We start from the raw sequence: 25561 nt of genomic DNA on the forward strand, positions 1-25561 counted from the left end.
CGTCAGATAAATGGACGTACCCGTGTCAACCGTGACACAGTGCGAGCCGTCCTTTCTGTCGGATCCCTACCCGACTCCTCGCTGGAGGTCCTGAGTTGGCCGCATGGCAGGGTCAGCACGAGCACGTGCCCGACACCCCGTACGAGGACCAGCCGCTCATCCGGGCACTGCGCAACCGCTCGACCGACGCGCTCACGCTCGTCTACGACCGGTACGGACCTCAGCTGTTCGATTACTGTCACGCGATCCTGCGGGACGAGGCCTACGCGGCCCGGGTCGTCCACGACACGCTGCTGGCGGCGGAGGCGCACATCGCGCAGCTGCCCGCCGACGCGCGGCTGCGCGGATGGCTGTACGCGCTCGCGCGGCGGGAGTGCCAGCGCATCCTGCGCGGCCCGGACCGGCCCACCCGCCGCAGGCCCGCGCCCGAGGCGCCCGACGACTTCGCCACGGCCGAGGAGCGGCAGCGCCACAACGACGCGCGCGCCCTCGCCCACAAGGCCCTCAGCGCGCTCTCCGGACGCCAGCGCGAGGCGGTCGACCTGACCGTCCGGCACGGGCTCACCGACACCGAGCTCGCGGGCGCCCTCGCGATTCCGCCGACCGAGGCCGCCGCGCTGGCCGAGGGCTCGCGCGACGATCTCGCCGAGGCCGTCGCCGCGCTCGTCGGGCACGACCGGGTCCAGCTCGGCAGGCTCCTCGCGGTCCTGCCGGTCGCGGTCGCGCCGCCGAACCTCGAGTCGCGCATCCTGGCGAGCGCGCTCGACCCCGGGATGAACGACGAACGCGCGGCCATCGCCCGGCGCGCGATGCCGTTCGACTCGCGCGGCTGGCCCGTCGAGGCCACCGGACGCCAGGGGCACCGCGCCCCGGCCGACCCCGACCGCACCATGGTGGACCGCGCACCGCGCACCGACCGCACGGTCGTGGACCACGGGCTGCGCGCCGCCCGGCCCGGCAAGGCCGCGAAGACCGACCGCATCCCGGCCTTCGTGTGGCCTACCGTCGGCGCGGCGGCCGTCGGCGCGCTGATCTTCGGGCTGTTCACCATCGATCTCAGTGCCTCAAGCACCCCTCAGGTCGGCGACACCGCGGTCGTCCCCAGTTCGTCGGAGACCGCCGAGGTTCTCGACGAGGATCCTTCTGAGCGTCCGACGAAGTCCAAGAAGCCGACTTCCACGCCGTCGGAAGAGACCGAGGAGCCCGACCCCTCGCCCACCGGCGCCGCCCCCGCTCCTTCGTCGCCGAAGCCGACCTCGAGCTCTCCGAAGCCGACGCAGACCGAGGTCGAACCCGGTGAGCTCGTCGTCGGGCCGGGGTGCACGATCGCCGCGGAGGCCACCCAGTGCTCCGTCACCATCAAGGCGGCGGGCGGGCCCGTCGAGTGGTCCGCGGAGGGCTACGGTCCCATCACCGGGGGCGGCTCGGGCGTCCTGAAGTCGGGCGCCACGCGGCTCGTCACCTTCACCGTGACGCGTGCGGAGGAGTGCGTCGAAGGCGAGGTCGACATCGACTTCTCCCCCGCGGGGGTCGCGACCGTCGCCTGGCTGTGCCCGGCCGCGCCCGACCCGGGGGACGGGGACGACGACGCCGACCCCGCCCCGTGACGGCGCGCGGCTAGCCCAGCACCTCGTGGGCGCGGTCGAGCAGGACCGGCACGCCCGCGCCGATCTGGTCGAACCCCTCCCCGACGGTCTGGCCCTTGACGAACCTCGCGTGGATGCCCTCGAGGATGACGGCGAGCTTGAAGCAGCCGAAAGCCACGTAGTAGTCCAGGTCGCTCACGTCGAAGCCCGTCAGCGACGCGTACTTCTCGGTGAACTGCGCGCGGGTGGGGAAGCCGGGCTCCGCGGTGATGGTCGAGCCGACCGGGAGCTGCGCCTCGTCGGCCTCCGCCCAGTAGACGAGGGTCAGGCCGAGGTCGGCCAGCGGGTCGCCGAGCGTCGACATCTCCCAGTCGACGACCGCGGCCACGGCGGGCTCGGGCGTCAACCGCACCAGCGCGTTGTCGAGCCGGAAGTCGCCGTGCACGAGACCGCTGCGCGGGTTGTCGGGCAGCCCGGCCGCCAGGCGCTCCACGAGCCGGTCGTAGGAGGGCAGCTCCCTTGTCTTCGAGCGCTCCCACTGCTGGCCCCAGCGCTTGAGCTGGCGCGCCATGTAGCCCTCGGGGCGGCCGAAGTCCCCGAGACCCGCCTTGTCCACGTCAAGGGTGTGGATGGCGGCGAGCGCCTCGGCGAGCCGGTCGGACACCGCGGCGCGTTGCTCGGGGGCGACGTCCCTGGCGTCCTCCGGAACGCGCAGGATCAGCCCGTCCACCCACTCCATGACATAGAAGTCCGCGCCGAGGACCTCCTTGTCGGTGCACAGGCCGAGCGGGGCCGGGACGGGCACGCCGCCCGCCGCCGTGAGCGCGGACAGCACCTTGTGCTCGCGGACCATGTCGTGCGCGGTCGGGAGCACGTGGCCGAGGGGCTGACGGCGCAGCGCGACCGACTTGTCGGCGAAGTCCAGGCGATAGGTGAGGTTGGACCTGCCTCCGGCGATCAGCTTCGCGCCGGTGAGCGCGCCCGCGTCGGGGAGCGCGTCGGCGAGCCAGCGCGTGAGGCGGGGGAAATCCAGGCCGGGTACGGGTTCGAGGCTCATGGGCCCCTATTAGAACGCGGCTCGGTCCAGCGTCGGCCACCGCCCCCGGACAGTGAGCACTTTCTCCCCGTGTGGGGGACTTTCTTCTCGGGTACTGCCTGACTGGACTATTGCCGTAAGTCATGGGCATCTGGATTTATCGCAACTTCATATGCGGTGCCATGGGCAGGCGCCGCCGATAGGGGGACACGTGGTCGAAGCCTGGATCACCGGCGCCGGACGACTGCACCTGGGCACCGACGGAGGTCCGATGAACGGCGGTGCTCCCCGCGCCGTCTGGAGCACCAGCGAGCACGACCCGGCCGCCGTCTCGGCCAAGTCCGCCGCGCAGGGCCTCGTCACCGCGGGCACCCAGGCCCACGTCGTGTGGAACCCGCTGCGCGGCGAACTCGTCCAGCTCGTCCCCGCCACCCGCGCGGGCCTCCTCCTCGGCCCGGACCTCGGCAGGCAGGGCCGGGTCTGCCTCCAGATCTCCGTCGTCGGCAGGGCGCGGTCGCCGTTCACCCAGGGCCCGATGGTCGGCCTCGACCTGCTGCTCGCCTGGCTCGACTCCTGGGGCGTGCGCAGACGCTGGCCCGCGGGACCGCCGCTCGGCGTCCCCGCCTCATACGAGCCCGCCAACAGCCGCCGCAGCTGGGCCGGGGGCGGCCACTTCGGCCACTCCCAGGTGCCCGGCGCCGAGCAGCCCTGGCCCGGCGGCATCGACGTCCGCAAGCTCACCGGTCCGGACACCTTCCCCGCCGAGCTGCCGCGCCCACGGCTGAGCGCCGAGCAGCTCGGCATGCTGACCGCGCGGCGCGGTGCGCGGCATCTTGAGGCTGCTGGTGGGGTTTGACACGATTGTGATTGTTATGGCATAGGGTCACGGCCATGAACGGCCAGACTCCGCCAGGCTGGTACCCCGACCCCTACGGGAACCCCGGCCTGCAACGCTGGTTCGACGGCACCCAGTGGACCCAGGCCACCCAGCCGACCGGACCCTCCGCCCCCTCGTCCTGGCAGCCTCAGGCCGGAGGCACCCCACCGCCTTGGCAGCCTCAGGCCGGAGGCACCCCGCAGCCTTGGCAACCGCCCTCAGGCGGCCCCGGAACCCCCGCGCCCTGGGGCGCAGGACAACCCGTGCCCGGACCGCCGCGGCAGAACAACCGCGGCCTCCTCATGATCCTCGGCGGCGCGGGCGTGCTCGTCGTCGTCATCGCGCTGGTCGCCGTCCTCATCTCGGTGCTCTCCGACGACGACCCCGAGCCCCCCGTCGTCCTGCCCACCCCCACCTCCCAGGGCTCGAAGTCCCCCGTCACCGGGACCATCGACGACAGCGACTCGGGCCTGTCCTGGCCCAAGCTCGGCGGGGACTGGACCGAGCCCGCCGACCCCGAAGGCGACGACTCCCACGGCCTGCACACGGGGCAGACCGCCATCGCCCAGAAGGCCTACGACGGCGTCGGCGACTACTACGCGTCCGTCTACGGGGGCGTCCTTCCCGAGTCCGTCACGTACGCGGGCGGCGCGGGAGCCGACCTCGAGGCTCCCGCCAAGGCCTGGTTCGAGATGATCGAGCCCGACTTCTACCCCGAGCACGAGACCACCGAGACGGCCTCGCGGGTGAGCAGCGTCAGCGGCAAGAAGGCCTGGTACTACGAGGCGGTCCTCAAGTTCCCCCAGGCGGCGGACAAGAAGTGGAACTTCACCACGGAACGGGTGATCATCGTCCTCGTCGACCGGCCCGGCTCCCGCCCGGCCGGCGTCTACCTCTCGCTCCCCGACAGCTTCGCCAACCAGAGCGACGTCGACACCATCATCAGCGGCCTCAAGTCCGCATCCTGAGTCCGGCGCGTCCCGCCCCGCGTCCCGGCACGCGGGGCGGCCCTCATCGGCCCCGACCCCGACCCGCCCGACGGCCCGGGGAAAGGCCATGACCGTCTCTGGGGCCTCCGGCCTGGGCGTAGTGTGGGGATGCCGCCCGTGAGCCGCGTCTCCGGTGCGGTGGCCGTCAGGCGTGCGCCGGCGGCCGTCGTTGTTGGAGCGAAGCGGTGGTGTGGGCAAGGCGCGTGCCAGGTCGGACCGCCTGACGCCGCCGCAGGTGAGAGGGCATATGAGCACGGACAAACTGGTCTGGATCGACTGCGAGATGACCGGGCTGGACCTCACCCGCGACGCGCTCATCGAGATAGCCGTCCTGGTGACGGACTCCGAGCTGAACATCCTCGACGAGGGCGTCGACCTGGTCATCAAGCCCCCGGAGGAATCGGTCGCGCAGATGAACAAGGTCGTGCGCGACATGCACACCACCTCGGGCCTGCTCAAGGAACTCCCCGGCGGCATCACCCTCGCCGAGGCCGAAACCCTCGTCCTGGACTACATCAAACGCCACATCCCGGACGCCAAGAAGGCGCCGCTGTGCGGCAACTCGATCGCCACCGACCGCTCCTTCCTCGCCCGCGACATGCCCGCGCTCGACACCCACCTGCACTACCGGATGATCGACGTGAGTTCCATCAAGGAGCTGTCCCGCCGCTGGTACCCGCGCGTCTACTTCGCCAGCCCGGAGAAGAAGGGCGGCCACCGCGCCCTCGCCGACATCGCCGAGTCGATCCGCGAACTGCGCTACTACCGCGCCGCCGTCTTCGTCGCCCAGCCCGGCCCCGACACCGAGACCTCCCGCGCCCTCTCCGCCAAGATCGTCGCCGAGGCCCCCGATATCCGGTGACGACCACGTCCGGAAACCCGCTATACTTTTCCTCGCCGCTTCAATCCGAAGCGACATGGTGGGTGTAGCTCAGTTGGCAGAGCACCAGGTTGTGATCCTGGGTGTCGCCGGTTCAAGCCCGGTCACTCACCCCAACTGAAAAAGGCCTGGTCATCGCGACGATGACCGGGCCTTTTCTGTTGCCCGCCTAGAGCGCCCAGTGCCCGGTATGTCGGAATCTGAGGGCGGATTGGGGGCGGGGAGCCCCTAGACGATCTTCAGAAGGGCGTCCAACACGCCCAGGGCCGACGTCGGGGAGATCTTCCTCCGCTCGGCCAACGAGGTCTTTCCAGAGCCCTTGGAGGACCTCCTTCAAGTCGTCCCTCATCGACTCGGGGATGTGGCCGCAGGCCCCGCGCATCCCGCCGGCCTCGTGGCCCATCCGCTCCGAGACGAGGATGTACGGCGTCCCCGCGGTCGCCAGCCAGGTCTCGTGCCCGTGCCTCAACCCGTGCGGCGTCAGCCCGGTCAGGACCGCCAGCCAGGACGCCACGGGCAGGTCGTCGTCGGGCGCCGCCGCCGCCGCGTGCCCCGGCCTGGGCGAACCTCAGGTCCGGGTCCGCAACGAGGTTCCCGACGATCGTGATGCTGGTATCTCCGGCCATGGTTGTCTCCTTCGAGATGGGAACGTATTGACCGTTCGGTGAGAGGTCGGAAGCCTGTGGCGATGAACGGTGCGCGAACCTGGCTCAACGACGACGGAGCGCTGGTGCCCGGGGCCGACAGATCAAAGCCCTCACGCCCGGTGTCCCGTTCCTGTGGGACGACCGTGTGTTCGCCCTGGACACGCAAGGCGAGACCGATTAGGTCGTCGCGATGGCCGTCGGCCGGCATGAAGACGTCCTGGGGACCACCCGGCTGAGCTTCTTCGCCTCGGGCGACCCCTACGAACCCGTCTGGCCGCACTACGGCGTGGGCTCCCCCGGCGCGGACCCCGGGTTCGCCATCGCCTCCGCCGCGGACCTCCTCACCGCCCTCGCCGAGGCCGACGAGGACGCACCCGTCCCGCGCACCCGTTGGCGTATGGTCCACGTCGTCATGAAGAAGGTCGCCTACCCCGACGGCGACGAGGTCACAGGCGCGGGCGTCTTCCTCACCCGCGCCGACGCCGACGACTACCTCGCACACATCCGCCCCAGGATCGCCGACTGCTGGATCGAGACTCTCCCCCTCGCGATGACGCCCTTCCTGTCGCGGGCGGGGGCTTGGACCTCACACCATCGAAGGCCGCGGAACGCATCGAGCGTGCCGTGGTCGAGTGTGCAAGCGCCGATGGGCGGATCGGCTACGTGCGCGCGGTCAGCGCCGTCGCCGCCGCCGCACTGATCGCGGGTGAGGCTCCCGACCCGAACGTGGCGGCCTGGTGGACCGACCTCGCGGTAGATGCCTCGCCTGAACTCGTCGGCTTCGCGCTCGAAGCCTTGGAAAGAGCCCATAGCGAGGGCAGCGAGCTGCACGAGCTGAACAGGGAGTCAGGCGTTGAGGGCGAAGCTTGGACGGCGCTCGACCCCGCCATTCGAGCGCTACGGTCCACCGGCGTGGTTGAACAGGAAGGACTGTTCTGACCTATCTCCAGGAACCAGCCGGGACGCGTGGGGTTTGACGGGGCGAAAGAAAGCCCGGACCGCCCCGGGGCGGTCCGGGCTTCATCGCGGACCAGGCCGAGACGAGCGGCCTCAGGGGGTCGGTGTCGGTATCGGTGTAGAGGGTGGTCGAGCCTTCCTTGTCTTCGTCGAGGACGCCGCGGACGGCGATGGCGTGATCGACGCGGAGTTCGCGAGAGAGCCCGGCCGAGCCGGCGTGTCGGGTCGTGATGACGAGTTCGGCGGCCTGGGCGAGGAGTTCGGCGAGGTCGTCGGCGTTGTCCCGGACGTGCTCGGAGAGTTCGTCGACGGCCTCGTCAGGCTCCGCGGGACGGGGCAGGAAGGCGGGGGATGTCTCGTCGGGGAAGGCGGTGAGGCGGGCGGTGAACTCGTCGGTGTCCTTGGCTCGGGCGGGCCAGGCCGCCGCGTGCTCGCGCATGGCGGCGGTGGCTTCGCGCGGGGTCGTGCCCCAGGAGTAGGTGCGCAGGGGCATGGCGATGTGGGTCTCGGGGATGCCGGGGGCGTCGAGGTAGGCCATGCCGGGCTGCTTGTTTCCCCACATCTGCGGGCGGGCCTCGGCTTCCTGCTGGGCGTCGGACAGGCCGTAGTCGGCGTCCTCGTCCTTGGCGACGCCGAAGCACATGTAGGCGGACTGACCGCGGGCGAGGGTGGGCATCTCGGTGTGAGTGGCGCGCTGGAGGCTGTTGACGACGGTGCCGCCCGCCGAGTGGATCTCCTTAGCGCCTCGGCGCTCGCCCCGAGTAGTGGCCCTTGGCGCCGGGTCTCCCTTGGTGGGCGGGGTCTCCCTCGGGTGAGGGATGTTGCGGGTCGGGGGGTGGTGACATGCTCTCGGTTGGTGGGGGGTGATGGGTGGGATGGGGTGGGGGTGGCGAATTATGCTGGGTTCATGATCGATGTGTTGGAGTTGCTGCCCAAGGTGGAGTTGCACTGCCATGTGGAGGGGGCGATGCGGCCGGAGACGGTGGGGGAACTGGCTCGGGCCAATGGGGTGGGGTTGCCGGTCGGGGATGTGACCGAGTTGTATCGGTATGGGTCGCTCGATGAGTTTTTGTCGGTGTTCTGGCTGGTGCAGTCGGTGCTGGTGACCCGGGGGGATTGGGCGCGGTTGGCGTACGAGAGCGTGGTGGATGCGGCGGGGCATGGGCGGGTCTATGCGGAGTTGTTCTTCACGCCGGCGCGGCATCTGGCGGCGGGGCAGCGGCTGGCGGACATCGTGGCGGGGTTGACGGAGGGGCTGGAGGCCGCGGAGGCGGAGACGGGGTCTCGGGCGATGCTCATCGCGGACATCGATCGGGCCTATGGGCCGGCCGCCGGGCTTCAGCTGGTCACGGAGCTGGGTGAGCTGCAGCCGGAGCGGGTGCTCGGGATCGGGATGGACTCCACTGAGCTGGGGGTGGATCCCGCGTCGTTCCGGGAGGCCTACGCGCTCGCGGCGCGGCTCGGGCTGCGGCGGACCGGGCACCAGGGAGAGAACAGTCCCGCGTCGGCGATCGCGACCGTGGTGGACGTACTCGGGGCCGAGCGGATCGACCACGGGCTGTCGCTGATGGAGGACGCGGAGCTGGTCCGGCGGTTCGCGGGCGAGCGGATCCCGCTGACGGTCTGCCCGAACTCCAACATCCGCATCGCCAACGCCTTTCCGTCGCTGGAGCTGCACCCCTACCCGGCGATGCGGAAGGCGGGCCTGCTGGCCACCCTCAACACCGACGACCCGGCGATGACCGACCTCGACCTGGGCTACGAGTACCGCTCGGTCGCCGAGGCGTTCGGCTACACCTTCGACGACATGGTCGCGATCGCCCTCGACGGCGTCGAGGCGAGCTGGCTCGACGACTCCGACAAGGCCGCGCTGCGCCGTCGCGTCCAGGACGAGGCCGACACGCTTCGGCAGGGCTGAGCTCAGCGCGACCGAGCGCGGACTCGGCGCGAACCGGATTCGCCACGAACCGGACTGGGCGCGGGCCGACGCGGGCGCGGGCCGACGCGGGCGCGGGCCGACGCGGGCGCGGGCCGGACCCGGCGCGGGCCGACCGGGCCGGGCGCGGGCCGACCGGGCCGGGCGCGGACTCGGTGTGGACCGCGTCAGGGCGATCGTTCCGGGTACGGCGGTCAGGGAGACCGTCCGATTATTCGAGGAGCCGTCATGTCCCTGCCACCGTTGCCCGCCGAGGCGCAGGACCTGCTCGCCAAGCCGCTGCCGTGCGTCATCGCCACGGTCCGGTCCGACGGGGCGCCGGTGACGACCCCGACCTGGTACCTGTGGGAGAACGGCAGGGCCCTCCTCACCATGGACGCCGACCGGGTGCGGCTGAAGCACATCCGGCGCGATCCGCATGTGTCGCTCACCGTGATCGCCGAGGACTGGTACTCCCATGTGACCCTGCTCGGCCGGGTCACCGAACTGCGCGACGACGTGGGCCTCGCCGACGCCGACCGGATCTCCCGGCACTACACCGGCCGGGAGTACCCCGACCGGGTGCGCCCCCGCGTCACCGCGACGATCACGGTCGACCGCTGGCACGGCTGGGGCGAGTTCAAGGACAGCGACCAGGCGTCGACGGAGCAGTCCGCCATCTGACGCGTCCCGCATGACCTCCACCACTCAGGATGATCACCCGACGTAGGTGCAGGTCTGGAGAAGGGCGGCTCCATGGAGGAGATCGCGTTCATCGGAACCGCCCTCGCGTTGGACGACCGCCTGGACGGCGGCGCGCCCGCACCTTGACCGGGCCCCGACCCTTTCGGGGGCCTGCGTCGAGGTACGGATCGGTATGACGGTCTTAGAGCTGACTACGGGGGGCGTGATGAAGGGCAAGGTCACGGTCATCAGCAAGGGCCCGGTCACGGTGCACAGCTATCAGGCACCGGCCGACGGCCTGGAGGTGACCACGCAGCTCATCGAGACACCGAAGCGGATCATCGCCATCGACGGGCAGTACAAGCTGGAGTACGCCGACGAGGTCGTCGCGTACGCCAAGGGACTGGGCAAGCCCATCGACCGGCTGATCATCAGCCACGCCCACCCCGACCACTTCCTCGGCGCCGCGCGGTTCGGCGCGCCGATCTTCGCCCTGCGCGAGACCCGGGCCGCGATCGCCGCCATGGCCGACCTCAAGGACCCGTCCGGGCGGGAGGTCCGCATCGACGACGTCCTGCCGACCGAGACCGTCATCCTCGGCACCGACCTCGTGGACGGCATCCCGCTCTCCTTCGAGCACCTGCACGGCGGCGAGATCGCCGACTCCCTCATCATCGCGCTGCCCGAGCACCGCATCCTCATCGCCCAGGTCGTCAGCAACCGGGTCCACCTGTGGGTCGCGGACCGCGACTTCGCCGGATGGAAGGCCAACATCGAAAGACTCGTCAACCGGCGGTACGAGACGATCCTGCCGGGCCACGGCGAGCCCACCGACCGCACGGTCTGGCGGGAACTGTACGACTACCTCGACGTCGCCGGGGACTTCGCCGGCTACGACGGGGCCACCTACAAGGCCAAGATGATCGAGCGCTTCCCGGGCTGGACGGGCGTCGAGATCATCGACATCGCCAACGCGCTGCACCCCGCGCCCTGACGTCAGGGCGGCCAGGGCGCGGCCGGATCAGCCAGGAAGGCCCGGACCGCGGCGGTGGTCAGCGCGCGGTAGCGGACGGCCGCGGTCTCCCCGCCGTAGTGGCCCGCGAGTTCGAGGCTGAGCGCGCCGTGCGAGGCGGCCCAGAGCAGGTCGGTGACCTCGTCGGGGTCGGTGCCCCGGGTGAAGATCCCCGCCTCCGCGCAGGCGGCGACCGCGGCGCGCAGCACGTCGAGGCTCGCCCGTGCGACGGCGCGGGCCTGCTCGTCGGGGGCGAAGCCCGGGATGACGGCGAAGAACATCACCCGGTACAGGTTCCGTTCGACGAGCGCGTTGTCGCGGTAGGCACGTCCCAGGCTTGCGAGGTGTTCGGCGGGGCCGCCTCCGCGCGGCGCTTCCTCCAGCCGTCTCTTGAGCCGGGTGAATCCCTCCCGGTACAGGGCGTCTGCTATGCCGTCCTTCCCGCCGAACACCCTGTACAGCACCGTCGTGGAGCACCCTGCGGTCGTCGCCATGCGCCGCATGGTGAGCGCGGAAGAGCCCTCGTCCGTCAGGAGCTGGGCGGCGAGGTCGATGAGGCCCGTACGGAGCGCCGCCTCTCCGCGCTCCCGGACGTCGAGATAGAAGCTCATGCCTTGGGCCGGTCCGCGAGCGGACGGTAGACGGGGATGCCCGCCTCCACCATGGCGTCCCGCCGGGCGAAGTACGCGTCGCCCATCGGGTCGATCCCGCGCAGCGGCATCGACCCGCGCCAGATCGTCACGTCCTCGGGAGCCAGCTCGGTGGCCTCGGCGAAGTGCTCTTCCGCCTCGGCCTCCCGGCCGTTCCGGTGCAGCCACAGGCCGAGCGCGGCCTCGGTCCTGGCGCGCTGCCGCGCCGGGGTGGCGTGCCGGGTGGCGCGCGCGGCCTCCTCCCGGCTCAGCCCGCTGTCGCCCTCGGTCACCCAGCGGCTCAGCGCGCTCAGCACCGCTGAGGAGTCGATGCCGGACATCTCCCGGAACAGATCGGTGGCGAACTGGGTGTCCTGCGGACGCGCCACCCTGCCCTCCTCGTCGATCCACACCACGGTCGGCACGTTGAGCACGTCGTAGAGCTCCGCGACGTGCCCGTCGGCGTCGATCAGCGCGGTGTGCGGCGCCCCTTCGGCGAGCGCCTCGGTGATCCAGGGCGCGGCGTCCTCGGGCCGCCGGTCCAGCGCGACGCTCAGCACCGCGAACCCCCGCGGTGCGAGCGCCGCGTGCTGGGCCTGCCAGACGGCCAGGTCGTACCGGCAGCCGCACCACGAGGCCCAGAACACCAGGGCCACCTTCGTGCCGCGCAGGTCGCTCAAAGAGTGCGGCTCGCCTTCCACATCACGCAGGGTGAAGTCGGGCGCGGCCTCCCCGGCCAGCGCCGACGCCCGGTCCCCCGCCGAGACACCCACGGCCACCACCCCATCGGCGACGGCCACCGGCCGCCCCAGCAGCTCCGCGAACCCGACGAGATCCACCCACTCCCCGTCCTCGACCCGCGCCGCCGCCGCGGCCGGCACACAGGCCTCCTCTTGGCACCACCCGTGCGGCTTGCGCTCCCACCCGAGCGCCTCCCGCACGTCCGCGCGCCGCGCCCACCGGCCGTCCCGCCCCTCGACGACGACCGCGCGCCCGTCCACCAAGACCGTGATCCCCATGGCCCCGCCTCCCATAACAATGTTTTCTGACAATAACGCCGTTTTCTCCTGGGCACAAGGGCGCCCCTGACGCGGAAAGGCGGCGGCGCCTCAGCGCCACCGCCTCACCCGTTCCGCGGCACGGCCGGAGGCCGCACCGGAGCGTCAGTGCCGCCGCCCCCTGCGCTGCAGCAGCCCTCGCACCTTCGCCTGCGTCCGCGGGTCGCGCGCGATCCGCTCGACCCGAGACCGCGCCTGCCTCCCCTGCGGGCTCCGCAGGAACCTCTGAATCCGACTCACCAACGAGGCCACGACATCCTCCTCGATTCGGCGACGCCCCTCTCCAGGACGCCACTCGCCCGCCCAACGCCCGGCCTCCGCCCCCGGTTCCCCACCCGGCGACCACCCGCGCTCGCCGCGATCCTTCCTGTGACGGAAGGGTGGTAAGTGAACCTGGTGACCGTCTCGCCTCGCTTAAGCGCCATATCTCTCTGATGTCCGGGCCACCGAAGAGTGGTGTCTCCACCGGACACCGCCGAGCACCCTGGGGTCCGAGACGGCTCAGCGCTGACGAGGGTCGGCCACCTTGAGGACGAGTCCGTTCGCGATCAACCCGTCAAGAACGCCGAGGTCTCGTGACCCGCCCGGCAGGACGAGCTCACGCAGTCCTTCGAGGGAGGCGATCGGGCTGAGATCCGCCACCTCTACCCCGCCCAGATCCAGCTTCGTCAATTGGTTCAACGCGCTGAGGGGCGTCAGATCCCGCACGGGGGTTCCGCGGAGACCGAGTTCCGCGAGCCCGCTCAGCCCGGACAGCGGCCGAAGGTCTTCCACGAGCGTCCCGTGCAGGTCCAGGTACAGGAGCCGTCCGCAGTCCGCCACAGGGCCGATGTCGACGATGGGGTTGTGCCCGACGATCAGACTCGTCAGGCGCTCAAGGCAGGGGTTCTCCGGGATGGCTCCAAGCCCTGCTCTTTCCACCATCAACGAGCTCAGGCCGGTGCACGCGCGCAAGAACTCACCATCGACGGTGAGCCCGGTCAGCTGCAGCATCCGCAGACTCGGCACATCGGCAGGAGCACCGGTCTTCCGGACGGTGCCCGAGCCTTCCACGTGAAGCATCCGCAACGAACGCATGCCCGAGATCAGGGAGAAGTCGAAATCCCTTGCCTCTCCGACGAACAGGAACTCGACGGCGGACAGGCGGCCCAGCGCTTCCCAGCGCGCACACGAAAAATCGATGGCGAATGCCGTCAATCCGGGCATGGATGAGAGAAGGCCCCACCTCTCATCATCCAGGGGGATGTCCGAACCCGCGAGGGAGGACACCTTGGTGAGGACCTGCTCCGCATACCTCTTTGGCATCCGCGATTTCGACCATCCATCCCACAACCGCACCTTCACGCTCGCCTCGGCCGATGGGGCGAGCCTCGCCAGGAGCGGAATCGCCTCGTCGGCATCCACCTGGAGTGCCGTACTCGCGATGAGCCCGGTCCACTCGTCGTCGATCCCGTTCGCGTCGATGTGGTCGGAGAGGAGGTCGAGGACGAAGCTTCCCGCCTTGGCGATCGCCGTGGCTTCGCCGCGGGTTCTGGGCGGCAGGAGTTCTCTCGTGTGCAGCCCTATCTCTTCGCCGTGCGCAGGGTCGACCCAGTCGACGTCGGCGACGCAGGCCGCCGCGAGGAGCCACAGGGTGCGGGCCAGATCCTCGCCGGAGGATCTCGCGCGGGTGAGGAGTCTGCCGAGGACGTCGGACTGGCGCTGGTCGTCGCCGTCGCACTGGCCGACGGCCATGATGAGGACGTCGTGGTAGAGGGGGTCCTCGGCGCGGGCGATGAGGTGGTCGAGGTTGTGTTCGCGGAAGATGTCGGCGGCGGCGAGGTAGTCCTGGAAGCTGGGGTGGCGGAACTCGATCTCGCCCGGGACGGGTTCCTGGAGGAGGCCGGAGCGCTCCTTGAGGAAGTGGAAGACGGTGGGGGCGTCGGTCTCGACGCCGCGCAGGCGCGGCAGCAGGTTGCCGATCTTCGCCAAAGCCGTCTCGCGGCCCATGGTGCGGCGGGCGGCGAGCGTCATCGACATGGCCAGGTCGGCGAGGAAGATCTCGGACTGGAGGCGGGTGAGGGCGAGGGCGCCCGGTGGGATGTAGCGCTCGCGGTCGCGGGCCTCGAGGAGCATGCGGAGCGCGTCGTCGTAGATGGCGTTGCGGCCCTTGGGGAGGGCGCCCCGGCGGTTGACGCCGAGGGCGCAGAGCATCGCGCACAACAGGGGGCTCGTGGCCAGGCGGGAGAGGTCCCGGCGGGTGGCCAGAGCCCGGATGAGGGCTTCGGCGTGGGCCTGGGTGACGGGGGTGCGCGGGTCGAGGTCGACGCGGGTCTCGTGCCAGCGGCGGATGAACGAGTCGACCTGGTCGACGTCCATCGGCTCCAGCCGGCCGGAGACGAAGCCCCAGGCGGCGAGCTGGTCGTGCTGGTCGGCGTCGAGAGCCCCGGGACGGGCGGTGAGGACGTAGGCGGAGGACGGGTAGCGCCTGAGGAGGTCGCGGAGCCAGCCCATCAGCGCGGGCCGGTCGGCCTGGGGCAGCTCGTCCACGCCGTCGACCATGACGAGGGCCCGGCCCGAGGCCAGAAGGCTCTTCACCCAGAGCGGCGGCTTGCCTTCCGCGACGTCCCGGTGCACGAACCCTTCGGGCGTCGGCAGGGCGAGGCCGCCGTTCGTGGCGAAGGAGCGGACCTTGAGCAGCAGGGGGACGACCTCGCGCTCCTCCCAATGGGCGAGCTGTTCAGGCAGGTCGCCCCGGCACATCAGAAGGGTGAGGTGCTGCAACAGGGTCGTCTTGCCCGCCCCGGCCGGCCCCTCCAAGAGGAGGCGGGGGTACTGGGACAAGGCGTCCTCGAACCTTCGGCCCAGTCGCCGGGTGACGTCCTCGTCGTCCACCCTGACGGAAAGGTTCACGTACGCGGTGCCGAGCTCGTAGGACTGCTCGCGCAGGGGCAGCCCAAGGCCGTGGAGTTCGACGTCGCCGTGCAGCGCCTCGGTCTCCCGACGGTAGACGGCCTCGTAGGCGCCCGACGCCTCGTCCGCGTCGGGAAGGCGGCGGGACAACTCCCCCACGACCTGGCGGGTCTCCCTGACGGTGCGGGGAACGAAGTCGGCGGATCCGGTGAAGTGGTCGACGAGATGCCGGCAGGCCGCGGTGACGAAGCCGTCGTAAAGGGTGCGGGCGGCCCCTTCGGGGAGGTCGGCGGGGGCGTCGGGAGCCGCGGCGCGGAGTCGGAGTTCGAGGATCTCGGCGTTGACCCCGGCGGACTGGACCAGGGCCATGGAGGGCGCGTCCAGGGCCATGAGGGTGGCGACCACGGCCTCGGTGACCCGGTCGCCCGCCTCCAGCAGCCGGAGGGACGGGTCGGCCTCGGTGGCTTCGAGGGTGAGGGCGCGGACGATCCGCCGGATGTCGCGCTCGACGGCGTCCCGCCCTGCGGTGGACCTGCGGGGGATCATGCGGGCGACGAGTTCCGACCAGACGGGCGAGGTGACCCACGCGGTGAGGAAACTGATCGGCTCCAACGTGCGGCTCCCCGGTCGGCGCTGCGGAAGTCCGAGCCCCCACCCGGATCAGCCCCATTGTCCGACAGAGCGGAGAATTGCACAGGAATTCCCGGGAAGTCGCCTGCGCAGAACACAGAGAGAAGACCAGTACGCCGATCAGCCCCAGCCGGGAGTCTCCTCCGGGTCAGGGCCGGTGCGGACCATCGGGAGGGGAAGGAGAAGGGCTCCCCTGGCCGTCTCCGGGACCGCCGGGTTGCGGGGCGGAATGGCGGTCAGCCGGACGTAAGGGTCGCCCTGGAGGGGCCGGGGGTCCTGGTCGCCCTTGTTGGGCCAGAGGGACATGGCGCGTTCCGCCTGGGCGGTGATCGTCAGGGCGGGGCCCGCGCCGGGGTCGGCGGTGATGGCGGAGGAATCGACGACGTGGAGGTTGGGGTAGCCGTGGACGCGGTGGTAAGGGTCGATCACACCGGTGATGCGGGAGACGCCGATCGGGCAGCCGCCTTGGAAGTGGGCGGTGGTCCAGAGGCCGAAGAGGTCTCCTAGGGAGCCCGCGGCCTTGGCGTGCATCCGGCGGGCCATCACCTCGGCGGTCTTCCTCGCCTTCGGGAAGTCGCTCGAGCCCGTGCGGGGCTCCTTGAACCGCAGGCGGTGGCCGAGGAGGCCGCGTTCCTCGAAGACGGTGAAGACGGCCGCCCGGGTACGGGTCGCCATGAGGATGATCGAGCGGTCGGACCAGCGGCGCTGGTCGAACAGGCGCAGAGCGTCGGCGGGGCTCTTGGCCGCCTCGCGCAGCGCCCGCCTCCAGCGGCCGCCTCCGCCGTCCACGCGGCCGGGCAGCGGCGCCCGCAGGAGGCCCACGAGGTTGGAGCCGCTGCCGTACCTGACGGGTTCGAGGCGGGTGCCCGGCGCCGGGGAGATCGACGAGGTGACGGCGACTCCCCGGTTCACCTGCTTGCCCTCCTCGCCGGTGAGGCTGAGGAAGTCCGTCGCGGCGGCCCGGCTGAAGGTGCCGAGGGTGTCGGAGAGCTTGGGCAGGATCTTGCCGGACTTCATCCGGTGCAGCAGCCGCTGGGTGCCTTCCGCGCCGGCCGCGAGCACGACGTGGGTGGCCCGGAACGTCCGGCGGCCGGAGCGCCCGGCGCCGGGCCGCACGCAGTGCACGGTGAATCCTCCGGACGCCTCGGGCCGCACGGCCACCGCCTCGCAGGACGGGTGCATGGCGGCCCCCGCCCGTTCGGCGAGGTGGAGGTAGTTCTCGGGCAGGGTGTTCTTGGCCCCGTGGCGGCAGCCCGTCATGCACTCGCCGCACTCGATGCACCCGCTACGGGCCGGTCCCGAGCCGCCGAAGTAGGGGTCGGGGACCTGGACCCCGGCGGGGTCGTTGAAGAAGACGCCCACGGGGGCGCGGCGGAAGCTGTCGGAGACGCCGGTCTCCGCGGCGGTCTGGCGCAGCAGGAGGTCGGCGGCCGTGGTCGTCGGGTTCTCCATGACGCCGAACATGCGGGCGGCCTGGTCGAAGTAGGGCTCGAGCTCGCTCTTCCAGTCGGTGATGTGCGCCCACTGCGGCGCGGCGAAGAACTCGTCGGATGGGCGCTGGAACACGTTGGCCGAGACGAGCGAGCCGCCCCCGTGGCCCGCTCCGCCGAGGACGAGCAGGCGACCGCTCCGGTCGCCGCGCAGGATCTTGACCCGCTGGATGCCCTTGAGGCCGACCGCGGGCAGCCACAGGTAGTCGTGCAGCCGCCAGGAGGTCGCCGGGAGCGCGGTCCTGGCCCGCCGCCTCCCCGCTTCCAGGACGCCGACGCGATAGCCCTTCTCGCTCAGCCTGAGCGCCGCGACCGCGCCGCCGAAACCGGAGCCGATCACGAGCACGTCGAAGTCCGTCGCCGCAGATTCCATGCCGGGGAGGTACCCGCCCTACAACCGACAGATCTTGATATCACCTGTATTTGCGGGAATTTGGCGCCGAGTTTCCTCTTGACGAAATCTTGACTACAGTGAGATTCATGCCTCCGGAGACCTCCCACCTCATCCCGCTCGCCCGTGTCGGCTGGGCGCCCGGCCTGCACGCCGCAGCCGACCAGCACGCCTCCGCCGTGCGCGACATCCTCGTCGCCAGCGGTCTCGAGCCCGATCGCGACACCCTGTCGGAGTACCTCGACGGGTTCCTCAGCGGCTGCGCCGAGACCGGCTGGACCCTCGGCCCGCAGCTCGACTGGCACGCCCAGCGGATGCTGGCCGTGCAGCGCATGATCGAGGCCGTCCCCCCGGTCTGAACCGGAAAGACGGCCTCCGCGCCCGCGTCGCTCGCCGCGCTACCGCGGCGGCATCTGGCCGGGCCGCTCCGGCCCGCCCTGAGCGGTGCCGCCGAGGTGCGCGCTCGAGGGGCTGGTCGCCCCGGTCTCGTGCGGCATCCCCGCGCCCTCGCCGCGCATGGCGTCCTCGCGGCCCCGCGCGCGGGCTCCGCCGCGGCGCGTCCGGGTCTCGTTCTCCATGCCCTCCAGCCAGCGCTCCCAGCGCTGCTGCATGGGCCGGACGAGACCGCCGCCGACGCCGATCGCCAGGATCGCGCCGACCGTGGCCAGCACCGCGATGAGCACCGGGCCGGTGATCGCGTTGGCGATCCCGATCTGGTTGAGCGCGGCGATCACACCGAGCGCCACCACGAAGATCTCGACGAGGTTGGCCAGGAACCTGCCGTAGGAGAGGTCGCCCAGGGCGGCGTTGGTGATGTTCTTCAACGCGTGGCCGATGGCCGCGGCGATCACCACGAGGACGATCGCGACGATCAGCCTCGGGATCCAGGCGACGATCGCGGTGAGGAAGGCGCTGATCGGGTTGGCGCCGAAGACGCCGAAGGCCATCTGGAGCGCCACCAGCAGGATCGCGTAGTAGACGAGGGCGCCGACCAGGCCCGAGGCGGTGTAGTCACTGCGGGCCAGCGCGTCGCCGACGACCCCGCGCTCGGTCAGCCGGTCGAAGTTCACCTTGTGCAGGAGTCTGGTGACGATGCTCCGCAGCACCTTGGCGATGATCCAGCCGACCACCAGGACCAGGATGAACACAAGGATCTGCGGAAGTGTCCGCACGACCGTGTCGAACATGCTCTGAAAACTCTGCCCGAAGTTCATCGCGACTCCCCCGAAAAGTACTTGTCGCCCGAATCCCTACCCGAGGAAGGGCTGGAAAAAGTACACAATTCGGAAAGAGCAGATCTTTTCCGGGGCATTTCCGAAAACTTTAGGAATCACCATTTCTCGCGGCGGGGGCCGTGGCCGGCCCCCGCGCGCGCTCAGCCCGCCGCGTGGTAGCAGGCCGACGTCAGGACATGCTCCTTCGCCGTCTCCCCGACATAGAAGTCCGAGACGACCCGGACCCCGGTGTACTGCCCGGGGTCGACCCGGCTCACGACCGTCCCGCGGTACGGGCGGGTCGCGTCCCCGGCCTCCACCGGCAGGATGCCCTCGTAGTCCACACTCCGAAGGTCCCGCACGGCCTGGAGCAGCCGCTGCCGGGTCAGGGGCCCCGAGGCGACGGTGTCGCGCAGAGCCTCGAGCAGGGGGTAGGAGAACGTCCAGCCGCTCACGTAAGCGTCGTCGGGGGTGACGTCGCCCACCGCTCGGCGCATGGCGGCGTGCCCCGGGGAGTCCGCGGCGAACGGCCACCAGGCGCCGCCCTGCCAGTACTGCTCCTGCGCTCCGGGCAGCGCCGCCATCGCGTGGTGCCAGTTGGTCGTGCTGCCGAGGAACCTTCCCTTGTATCCGGCCTGGACCGCCCCGGTGATGAAGGCGGACGCGTCGGCGGGCGCCATGGACAGCTGGATGAGGTTCGGCTTCCCTTTGAGCACCCGCTGGACGGCGGTCTCTCCCCCGCCCGTCTTCACCGACAGGTCGGAGAACTCGAAGCCGTTGCGCTTGGCGGCGAGCCGGGCGCCGGCCGCGGCGTCCGCGCCGTACTCGCCCTCGTAGTGCACCGACACCACGCTCTTGATCTTGAACGGCTTGTCTTCGAGCGGGAAGTACTCGGCCGCGTAGTCGACGAGGTTCATCGCCTCGAAGCAGTAGTTGCCGCCCGACTCGATGACGTTCGCCGAGAACGCCCACTGGGACGTCCAGCTCATCGGCGTCGTGACGATCTGCTCGTTCTCCATCGTCGGCAGGACCCGCAGGGTGTGCTGGGAGCCGAGCATCTGGGCGTAGGCGAGCACGGAGTCCTTGGTCTCGGTGAACATCCGCTCGTGCGCCGCGACGTTGTAGCCGGTGTCACGGACGTAGGTCGTCACGTCGATGTCGTAGCCGCCGATGCCGCCCTGGGTGTTGACCCGCTGCCAGAACGCCTCCTGCGCCTTGGTCGCGAGGGTCGTCAGGGGGCTGAACGGCCCGGTCAGATCGGTGAGGGTGCCGAGGTAGATGCAGCCGTTGCCCTCGTTCACCGGCTTCGGGCAGGGCGCCGCGGTGACGCCCGGGGTGCCGGGCGCGGGCACCCGGCCGTCGTCGGCGCAGCCCGTGAGCAGGACCAGCGCCGAGATGAGGCAGGTCACGGCCGCGGTGCGAGCTCTCACGCCGCGGGCTCCGTCTGCTCCAGCACATGGCGCACCAGCGTCACCAGGGCGTGCTTGGCCGAGTCCCGCCGCCGCGCGTCGCACAGCACGACGGGCACCGCGGGGTCGAGGTCCAGCGCGGCGCGGACGTCGTCGACGTTGTAGAGCTTGGCCCCGTCGAAGCAGTTCACGGCGATGATGAAGGGAAGCTTCCGCTCCTCGAAGTAGTCGACCGAGGAGAAGCAGTCGCTGAGCCTTCGGGTGTCGGCCATGACGATGGCGCCGAGCGCGCCCGTGGCCAGTTCGTCCCACATGAACCAGAAGCGGTCCTGGCCGGGCGTGCCGAACAGGTAGACGCTGAGCCCTTCGCGCAGGGTGATCCTGCCGAAGTCCATGGCGACCGTGGTGGTGGACTTGTCCTTGACGTGCCCGATGTCGTCGACGCCCTCGCTCCGCTCGGTGAGCGGCGCCTCCGTGCGCAGCGGCCTGATCTCGCTGACCGCCCCGACGAGGGTCGTCTTGCCGACGCCGAAGCCGCCCGCGATCATGATCTTGATGGCCACGGGGTCCGGGCTATAGCGCTGAGAGTCCATCCATCACTTCCTTGAGCAGGCGCGCGTCGGGGAGGCGCGACACCGAAGCGGGCTTGCGTACGCGGATCAGCCCGTATCGCAGGAGGTCGCCGAGCAGCACCCGGACGACGTCGACCGGAAGGTCGAGCTCGGTGGCCACCTCGGCCACCGAAGGGTGCTCGACCGACATGCGCCGGATGAGCAGGTGCTCGGGGCCGAGTTCCATCGCCGCGGTCGGCTCGGCGTCCTCGGCGGCGATGAGGTCGATGAGGTCGAGCACCGCGCCGGAGTCATGGCGGGTGCGGCCCCCCGTCAGCGCGTAGGGACGCACGATCGGGCCGGCGTCCTCCTCGGCCCAGGCCGGCTCGTCCATCGTCAGCGGCCGCCCGGCACCCGCGCCTGCGCGGACAGGTGCTCGCCGACCCTGCTGACCAGGAGCGCCATCTCATAGGCGATGACGCCCACGTCGGCGCCCTCCTCGGCGAGGAGGGCGAGGCAGGCGCCGTGCCCCGCCGCCGTGACGAACAGGAACCCCCCGTCCATCTCCACGATGGTCTGCCTGACGTTGCCCGCCGCGAAGTGCTCGGCGGTGCCCCGCGCGAGGCTCTGGAACCCCGACGCGACGGCCGACAGATGCTCGGCGTCGTCGCGCAGCAGCCCCCGCGATGACGCGATGCGCAGCCCGTCCCCGCTCAGCACCACGACGTGCCGCGCCTCCACGACGCGATCGAGCATCGCGTTGAGGAGCCAGTTGAGATCCCCCTGGGGTGTGTCAGCGCTCACGTTCTTCCCGTCCTTCCTCACGCGATTGAACTTCGGCCCGCCCGCGCTGCCAGCCCTGCTGCATCGCGGACAGGACGTTGCGTGCCTCTTCCGGCGGCCGCGCCGTGGGCGCCGCGAGGGGCGCGGGCTGCGGCTCGGCGGCTTCCGGCGGCTGCCCGGCTTCGCCGTCGCGCGCGCGCAGCTGCGGCGCGAGGCTGCGCTGGCGCACACGCTTGGGCAGTTCGCCCTCCTGCGCGGGCGGCCTGACGACGGCGGGCTCCATCCGCACCCTCGGCCGCGGCTCCTCCGCCTGCGGCTCGGGCGCCTCCGCCTCCGGCTCCGCCGCGCCCGCCTCCGCGAGCAGGGAGCCGGGGATGATGGCGATGGCGGTGACCCCGCCGTAGGGCGACGGCCTGAGCTGCACCCTGATGTCGTGCTTGCGGGCCAGCCTGGCGATGACGAACATGCCGAGCCGCGCGCTGTCGAACAGGTCGAAGTCGGGCGCCTCGGCGAGGGTCCTGTTGAAGGAGGCGATCTTGGCCTCCTCCAGGCCGAGGCCGCGGTCCTCGACCTCCACCGCCAGGCCGTGCGCGACGAGCTGGGCGGTGACCTCGACCTGCATCTCCGGCGGCGAGTACATGACGGCGTTCTCGACCAGCTCGGCGAGCAGGTGGATGACGTCGGCGGCGACGGTGCCGTTGAGCGCGGTCTGCGGCAGGGAGGCGGAGATCTTGACGCGGGTGTAGTCCTCGACCTCGGCGACGGAGCCGCGCACGACGTCGACGAGCGGGACGGGCCGCCGCCAGGTCCGTCCGGCGGACTGGCCGGCGAGGATGATCAGGCCCTCGGCGTGCCGCCGCATCCGGGTGACCAGGTGGTCGATGGCGAACAGGTCGTTGAGGTCGTCGGGCGACTTGGCCTTGCGCTCCATCGCGTCGAGCATCTTCAGCAGGCGGCGGAGCAGCACCTGCTCGCGCCGCGCGAGGTTGACGAACACCGCGCCCAGCCCGCGCCGGGCGGCCGCCTCGCTGACGGCCGCGGCGACGACCGCGCGGCGGGAACTGTCGAAGGCCTCGAAGACCCGGGCGATCTCGGTGATCGTGTAGTCGTCGGCCTTCACGTCGGCGTCGAGGTCGATCTCGACGCCCTCCTGGACGAGCGCGGGGATCTTCGGGAGCCGCTCGTGGGTGAACGTCTCCAGCTCCTCGACCATGCGCCGGTTCTCGGCGATGAGCCGCCGCGCCAGCCGGAGGCCGACGGCGATGGCCCCGATGATCGCGATGAGGCCGACGCCCGCGGTGAACACGAGCCGGAAGATGACGCCCTTGGCCCAGTTGACCGCCCGGACGGCGAGGGCGTCCTGGGTCTCGGCCGCGTAGACCGTCAGATCGTTGCGCCAGCGTTCGACCGCGGTGTGCCAGGCGCCCGCGTCGACGGTCGGCGCGGCCGCGGTGCCCCGGTCGGCGACGAGGGCGTCCTCGAGCGCGGCGAACTCCTTGTAGTGGGCGGTGCCGTGGAGGCGTTCGAGTTTGAGCGCGTCCTGCGTGTTCATCTGCCGGATCAGCTCGGCGTAGCGCGCGCGCTGGGCGCCGACGGCCTTGACGAACTCCGCGTGCACCTCCTCCCGGTGCGCGCCCGAGTCCACGACACCCGCGAGGAGCGCGTCCTCGTAGTTGAGGAGTTCGAAGGCGTCGGCGAGGCTGACCTGGACCCGGGTGTCGCGGTTGATCTCGGCGTCGCCGGTCTCGGCGGCGTCGTAGATGAGGTTCGCGGCGACGATCAGCTCGGTGTACTGGCGCAGCAGGTCGGGCGGGCTGACGTCGCGGCCGCCTTCGACCGCGTCGCGGAGCGCGGCGAGGTTCGCCAGGCGGTCCAGCACCCGCTTGGTCCGGATCCTGGTCAGCTCGTTGGTCGCCCCCGCGTACCCGGACGACGCGGCGTGCCCCTTGACGACGTCGACCGCGCGGTCGGTGATGAGGCGCTGCGCCTGGAGGCCGGTGAGCCCGACCATGGGGTCGGCGCCGAGGTAGGCCATCGACATGCGGCGCTCGGCCTGGAGCGAGATCGTCAGGTCCCGCACGGGCTCGACGACCATCGACAGGTAGTCGCGCGCCTGGAGGAGCCGAAGGCTGTCCTGGAGCGTCGTCGACAGCATCACGGCCCAGAGGACGATCAGCGCGGACACCGGCACCGCGAGCAATGAGAAGATCATCCGCCGGACGGACCGCGTGCGGTGCCTACTCCCACCCATCACGCCATCCCTCGTGTGTGACTCAGTTCACAGAAGGGATGATCTTAGCGTGACAAATGCCCGATTTTAAGACGTAGACGGAAACAAATTAGCAACCAGGTCGACACACGACGGGAAGGTTTCCTCCATGGAACTCCGCATCTTCACCGAGCCCCAAGAGGGCGCCACGTACGGCGACCTCCTGGCGGTCGCCCGGCAGGCCGAGCGGCTCGGCTTCGGCGCGTTCTTCCGCTCCGACCACTACCAGCAGATCGCGGGCGGCGGCACCGGCGCGCCCGGTTCCACCGATGCCTGGCTGACGCTGGCGGCGCTGGCCCGCGAGACGTCCACCATCCGGCTCGGCACGCTCGTCACCAGCGCCACCTTCCGGCTCCCCGGCCCGCTGGCCATCAGCGTCGCGCAGGTCGACGAGATGAGCGGCGGACGGGTCGAACTGGGCCTCGGCGCAGGCTGGTACCAGGCAGAGCACGAGTCCTACGGCATCCCGTTCCCGCCCACCGGCGAGCGGTTCGCCCGGCTCGAGGAGCAGCTGGCCGTCATCACCGGCCTGTGGCGCGCGGAAGGCGCCTTCGACTACGCCGGCGAGTACTACACGATCACCGGCTCCCCCGCGCTGCCCAAGCCCGTCCAGGCGGGCGGCCCGCCGGTGATCATCGGCGGCACCGGACCGAAGCGCACCCCGCGGCTGGCCGCCGCGTACGCCGCGGAGTACAACGTCCCGTTCAGCTCCGTCGCGGACACCGGCGCGGCCTTCGACCGGGTGCGCGCCGCCGCCGGAGGGCGCGAACTCGTCTACTCCGCCGCCCAGGTGGTCTGCTGCGGCCGGGACGAGTCCGAGATCGCCCGGCGCGCCGAGGCGATCCACCGCGACGTCGCCGAGCTCCGCGAGAACGGATTCACCGGCAGCCCCGCCGAGGTCGTCGACCGGATCGGGCGGTTCGCCGAACTCGGCGCGACCCGCCTCTACCTCCAGGTACTCGACCTCGCCGACCTCGACCACCTGGAGCTGATCGCCTCGGAGGTCATGCCACAGCTGTAGATCCGCGCGATCTCGTCCCGGATCAGTGACCGCCGGGTATACCGCCGGTCATGTCCGGGGGGTTACGATCCCCCCTCCGGACGGGCGTTCGCAGACGAGTGGAGCCGGCGATGGGCACGATGGATGACGGGCGCGAACCCGTCAGGGTCCTTGTGGTGCACGCGGACGCCCGGACACGGGCCGACCTCGTGGACCGCTTCACCATCCCCGACGAGACCGTGGTGGTCGGCGACACCCCCGCCGACCCCCTTCCGCATGTCCTGCGGCTGCGGCCCGACGTCGTGGTCCTGGACGACCCGGCGTTCGCGCCCGCGCTCGACAAGCGGTGCCGGGTGCTCGTCCTCGGCGCCGACCTGCCCGAGAAGGGCGAGCCCATGGACCTCATCCGGGCGGTGCGGGCCGCCGCCAAGGCGGGGCTCGGCCTTTCGGCCCGCGAATCCGAGGTCATGGACCTCATCGCGTCCGGCCGCTCCAACGGCGAGATCGCCCGTGAGCTGTATCTCAGCGAGAAGACCATCAAGAACCACGTGAACCGGATCTACGCCAAGCTCGGCGTGCCGAACCGGGCCGTGGCGATCGCGCTGTGGCGCGGCGTGCTCGCGGAACGCGCCATCGGCTAGCCGAGCGTGACGCAATGGTTA

The 25561-nt window shown here is 71.1% G+C and carries 23 protein-coding genes and 1 tRNA gene; 12 read left to right on the forward strand and 12 right to left on the reverse strand.

Features of this window, described 5'->3' with window-relative positions; translation table 11 throughout:
• Nucleotides 1-95 precede the first annotated feature (95 nt).
• On the forward strand, nt 96-1607 hold the full coding sequence (locus EDD29_RS35835) for a sigma-70 family RNA polymerase sigma factor (protein ID WP_123668658.1): 1512 nt from the start codon (nt 96-98) through the stop codon (nt 1605-1607).
• 10 nt (nt 1608-1617) lie between these two features.
• Here EDD29_RS35835 and EDD29_RS35840 read toward each other — a convergent pair whose 3' ends face one another.
• Nucleotides 1618-2643, reverse strand: a complete 1026-nt coding sequence (locus EDD29_RS35840) for a phosphotransferase family protein (protein ID WP_123668659.1) — start codon at nt 2641-2643, stop codon at nt 1618-1620.
• A gap of 190 nt (nt 2644-2833) precedes the next feature.
• Here EDD29_RS35840 and EDD29_RS35845 point away from each other — a divergent pair, with 190 nt between their 5' ends.
• The 5 genes from EDD29_RS35845 (at nt 2834) to EDD29_RS45930 (ending at nt 6954) form a co-directional block, all read left to right on the forward strand.
• Entirely contained in the window at nt 2834-3478 is a 645-nt protein-coding gene (locus EDD29_RS35845; protein ID WP_211360113.1) for a hypothetical protein, read from the forward strand.
• A 35-nt stretch (nt 3479-3513) separates the two neighbouring features.
• Entirely contained in the window at nt 3514-4467 is a 954-nt protein-coding gene (locus tag EDD29_RS35850; RefSeq protein WP_123668660.1) for a DUF2510 domain-containing protein, read from the forward strand.
• A 268-nt stretch (nt 4468-4735) separates the two neighbouring features.
• Nucleotides 4736-5350 carry an oligoribonuclease gene (orn, locus tag EDD29_RS35855; RefSeq protein ID WP_123668661.1) on the forward strand — a complete coding sequence of 205 codons (615 nt, stop codon included), beginning with the start codon at nt 4736-4738 and terminating at the stop codon, nt 5348-5350.
• Between the two features lie 58 nt (nt 5351-5408).
• Nucleotides 5409-5484: transfer RNA gene (locus tag EDD29_RS35860), tRNA-His, on the forward strand.
• A gap of 1110 nt (nt 5485-6594) precedes the next feature.
• A complete protein-coding gene (locus EDD29_RS45930) occupies nt 6595-6954 on the forward strand; it encodes a DUF4259 domain-containing protein (protein WP_170201708.1) in 360 nt (119 codons plus the stop codon).
• Between the two features lies 1 nt (nt 6955).
• Here EDD29_RS45930 and EDD29_RS35880 read toward each other — a convergent pair whose 3' ends face one another.
• Nucleotides 6956-7648, reverse strand: a complete 693-nt coding sequence (locus EDD29_RS35880; protein ID WP_123668664.1) for a hypothetical protein — start codon at nt 7646-7648, stop codon at nt 6956-6958.
• 231 nt (nt 7649-7879) lie between these two features.
• Here EDD29_RS35880 and add point away from each other — a divergent pair, with 231 nt between their 5' ends.
• From add to EDD29_RS35895, 3 genes are all read left to right on the forward strand, one after another.
• Nucleotides 7880-8890: an adenosine deaminase gene (add, locus tag EDD29_RS35885; RefSeq protein WP_123670892.1), complete on the forward strand. Its 1011-nt coding sequence runs from the start codon at nt 7880-7882 to the stop codon at nt 8888-8890.
• Nucleotides 8891-9136: 246 nt separating this feature from the next.
• A complete protein-coding gene (locus EDD29_RS35890; RefSeq protein WP_123668665.1) occupies nt 9137-9571 on the forward strand; it encodes a PPOX class F420-dependent oxidoreductase in 435 nt (144 codons plus the stop codon).
• Nucleotides 9572-9797: 226 nt separating this feature from the next.
• On the forward strand, nt 9798-10565 hold the full coding sequence (locus EDD29_RS35895; protein ID WP_123670893.1) for an MBL fold metallo-hydrolase: 768 nt from the start codon (nt 9798-9800) through the stop codon (nt 10563-10565).
• Between the two features lie 2 nt (nt 10566-10567).
• On the opposite strand, the gene EDD29_RS35900 is transcribed toward EDD29_RS35895, so the two are convergent.
• The 4 genes from EDD29_RS35900 to EDD29_RS35915 all read right to left on the reverse strand — a co-directional run bounded on the left by EDD29_RS35900 (nt 10568) and on the right by EDD29_RS35915 (nt 17655).
• Entirely contained in the window at nt 10568-11194 is a 627-nt protein-coding gene (locus EDD29_RS35900) for a TetR/AcrR family transcriptional regulator (RefSeq protein WP_123668666.1), read from the reverse strand.
• The gene (locus EDD29_RS35905; RefSeq protein ID WP_148086210.1) at nt 11191-12231 is read right to left on the reverse strand and encodes a TlpA disulfide reductase family protein; all 1041 of its coding nucleotides are present in this window, start codon (nt 12229-12231) and stop codon (nt 11191-11193) included. Before EDD29_RS35905 ends, EDD29_RS35900 begins: the two co-directional genes overlap by 4 nt.
• 540 nt (nt 12232-12771) lie before the next feature.
• Nucleotides 12772-15774: an NACHT domain-containing protein gene (locus EDD29_RS35910; protein ID WP_123668668.1), complete on the reverse strand. Its 3003-nt coding sequence runs from the start codon at nt 15772-15774 to the stop codon at nt 12772-12774.
• Between the two features lie 138 nt (nt 15775-15912).
• On the reverse strand, nt 15913-17655 hold the full coding sequence (locus EDD29_RS35915; RefSeq protein ID WP_123668669.1) for a GMC oxidoreductase: 1743 nt from the start codon (nt 17653-17655) through the stop codon (nt 15913-15915).
• A gap of 107 nt (nt 17656-17762) precedes the next feature.
• Between EDD29_RS35915 and EDD29_RS35920 the strand changes: the two genes are divergently transcribed.
• Complete coding sequence (locus EDD29_RS35920; RefSeq protein ID WP_123668670.1) at nt 17763-18032, forward strand: DUF6401 family natural product biosynthesis protein; 270 nt, start codon at nt 17763-17765, stop codon at nt 18030-18032.
• A gap of 39 nt (nt 18033-18071) precedes the next feature.
• Here the strand turns inward: EDD29_RS35920 and EDD29_RS35925 are convergent, their stop codons facing one another.
• From EDD29_RS35925 to EDD29_RS35950, 6 genes are all read right to left on the reverse strand, one after another.
• Nucleotides 18072-18887: a mechanosensitive ion channel family protein gene (locus tag EDD29_RS35925; protein ID WP_123668671.1), complete on the reverse strand. Its 816-nt coding sequence runs from the start codon at nt 18885-18887 to the stop codon at nt 18072-18074.
• A 161-nt stretch (nt 18888-19048) separates the two neighbouring features.
• The gene (locus EDD29_RS35930) at nt 19049-20317 is read right to left on the reverse strand and encodes an ABC transporter substrate-binding protein (protein WP_170201709.1); all 1269 of its coding nucleotides are present in this window, start codon (nt 20315-20317) and stop codon (nt 19049-19051) included.
• A complete protein-coding gene (locus EDD29_RS35935) occupies nt 20314-20889 on the reverse strand; it encodes a GTP-binding protein (protein WP_123668673.1) in 576 nt (191 codons plus the stop codon). Before EDD29_RS35935 ends, EDD29_RS35930 begins: the two co-directional genes overlap by 4 nt.
• Nucleotides 20870-21241, reverse strand: a complete 372-nt coding sequence (locus EDD29_RS35940; protein WP_123668674.1) for a DUF742 domain-containing protein — start codon at nt 21239-21241, stop codon at nt 20870-20872. The genes EDD29_RS35935 and EDD29_RS35940 overlap by 20 nt, the downstream gene beginning before the upstream one ends.
• A 2-nt stretch (nt 21242-21243) precedes the next feature.
• Entirely contained in the window at nt 21244-21651 is a 408-nt protein-coding gene (locus EDD29_RS35945; RefSeq protein WP_281280976.1) for a roadblock/LC7 domain-containing protein, read from the reverse strand.
• Entirely contained in the window at nt 21641-23842 is a 2202-nt protein-coding gene (locus EDD29_RS35950) for a sensor histidine kinase (protein WP_170201710.1), read from the reverse strand. Before EDD29_RS35950 ends, EDD29_RS35945 begins: the two co-directional genes overlap by 11 nt.
• A 166-nt stretch (nt 23843-24008) precedes the next feature.
• Here EDD29_RS35950 and EDD29_RS35955 point away from each other — a divergent pair, with 166 nt between their 5' ends.
• Together EDD29_RS35955 and EDD29_RS35960 are read left to right on the forward strand one after the other, a co-directional pair.
• Entirely contained in the window at nt 24009-24920 is a 912-nt protein-coding gene (locus EDD29_RS35955) for an LLM class F420-dependent oxidoreductase (protein WP_123668676.1), read from the forward strand.
• A gap of 110 nt (nt 24921-25030) precedes the next feature.
• The gene (locus EDD29_RS35960) at nt 25031-25540 is read left to right on the forward strand and encodes a response regulator transcription factor (RefSeq protein ID WP_246053179.1); all 510 of its coding nucleotides are present in this window, start codon (nt 25031-25033) and stop codon (nt 25538-25540) included.
• Nucleotides 25541-25561: the final 21 nt, after the last annotated feature.

This window comes from Actinocorallia herbida, from assembly GCF_003751225.1.
Classification (GTDB): Bacteria; Actinomycetota; Actinomycetes; order Streptosporangiales; family Streptosporangiaceae; genus Actinocorallia; species Actinocorallia herbida.

Coding starts and splice junctions, on each gene's coding strand:
- EDD29_RS35935 (WP_123668673.1), bottom strand. CDS start 20,889: ATGGACTCTCAGCGCTATAGCCCGGACCCCGTGGCCATCAAGATCATG.
- EDD29_RS35915 (WP_123668669.1), bottom strand. CDS start 17,655: ATGGAATCTGCGGCGACGGACTTCGACGTGCTCGTGATCGGCTCCGGT.
- EDD29_RS35955 (WP_123668676.1), top strand. CDS start 24,009: ATGGAACTCCGCATCTTCACCGAGCCCCAAGAGGGCGCCACGTACGGC.
- EDD29_RS35950 (WP_170201710.1), bottom strand. CDS start 23,842: ATGATCTTCTCATTGCTCGCGGTGCCGGTGTCCGCGCTGATCGTCCTC.
- EDD29_RS35850 (WP_123668660.1), top strand. CDS start 3,514: ATGAACGGCCAGACTCCGCCAGGCTGGTACCCCGACCCCTACGGGAAC.
- EDD29_RS35960 (WP_246053179.1), top strand. CDS start 25,031: ATGGGCACGATGGATGACGGGCGCGAACCCGTCAGGGTCCTTGTGGTG.
- EDD29_RS35920 (WP_123668670.1), top strand. CDS start 17,763: ATGCCTCCGGAGACCTCCCACCTCATCCCGCTCGCCCGTGTCGGCTGG.
- EDD29_RS35895 (WP_123670893.1), top strand. CDS start 9,798: ATGAAGGGCAAGGTCACGGTCATCAGCAAGGGCCCGGTCACGGTGCAC.
- EDD29_RS35880 (WP_123668664.1), bottom strand. CDS start 7,648: ATGCCCACCCTCGCCCGCGGTCAGTCCGCCTACATGTGCTTCGGCGTC.
- orn (WP_123668661.1), top strand. CDS start 4,736: ATGAGCACGGACAAACTGGTCTGGATCGACTGCGAGATGACCGGGCTG.
- add (WP_123670892.1), top strand. CDS start 7,880: ATGATCGATGTGTTGGAGTTGCTGCCCAAGGTGGAGTTGCACTGCCAT.
- EDD29_RS35890 (WP_123668665.1), top strand. CDS start 9,137: ATGTCCCTGCCACCGTTGCCCGCCGAGGCGCAGGACCTGCTCGCCAAG.
- EDD29_RS35840 (WP_123668659.1), bottom strand. CDS start 2,643: ATGAGCCTCGAACCCGTACCCGGCCTGGATTTCCCCCGCCTCACGCGC.
- EDD29_RS35900 (WP_123668666.1), bottom strand. CDS start 11,194: ATGAGCTTCTATCTCGACGTCCGGGAGCGCGGAGAGGCGGCGCTCCGT.
- EDD29_RS35925 (WP_123668671.1), bottom strand. CDS start 18,887: ATGAACTTCGGGCAGAGTTTTCAGAGCATGTTCGACACGGTCGTGCGG.
- EDD29_RS35940 (WP_123668674.1), bottom strand. CDS start 21,241: ATGGACGAGCCGGCCTGGGCCGAGGAGGACGCCGGCCCGATCGTGCGT.
- EDD29_RS35905 (WP_148086210.1), bottom strand. CDS start 12,231: ATGGGGATCACGGTCTTGGTGGACGGGCGCGCGGTCGTCGTCGAGGGG.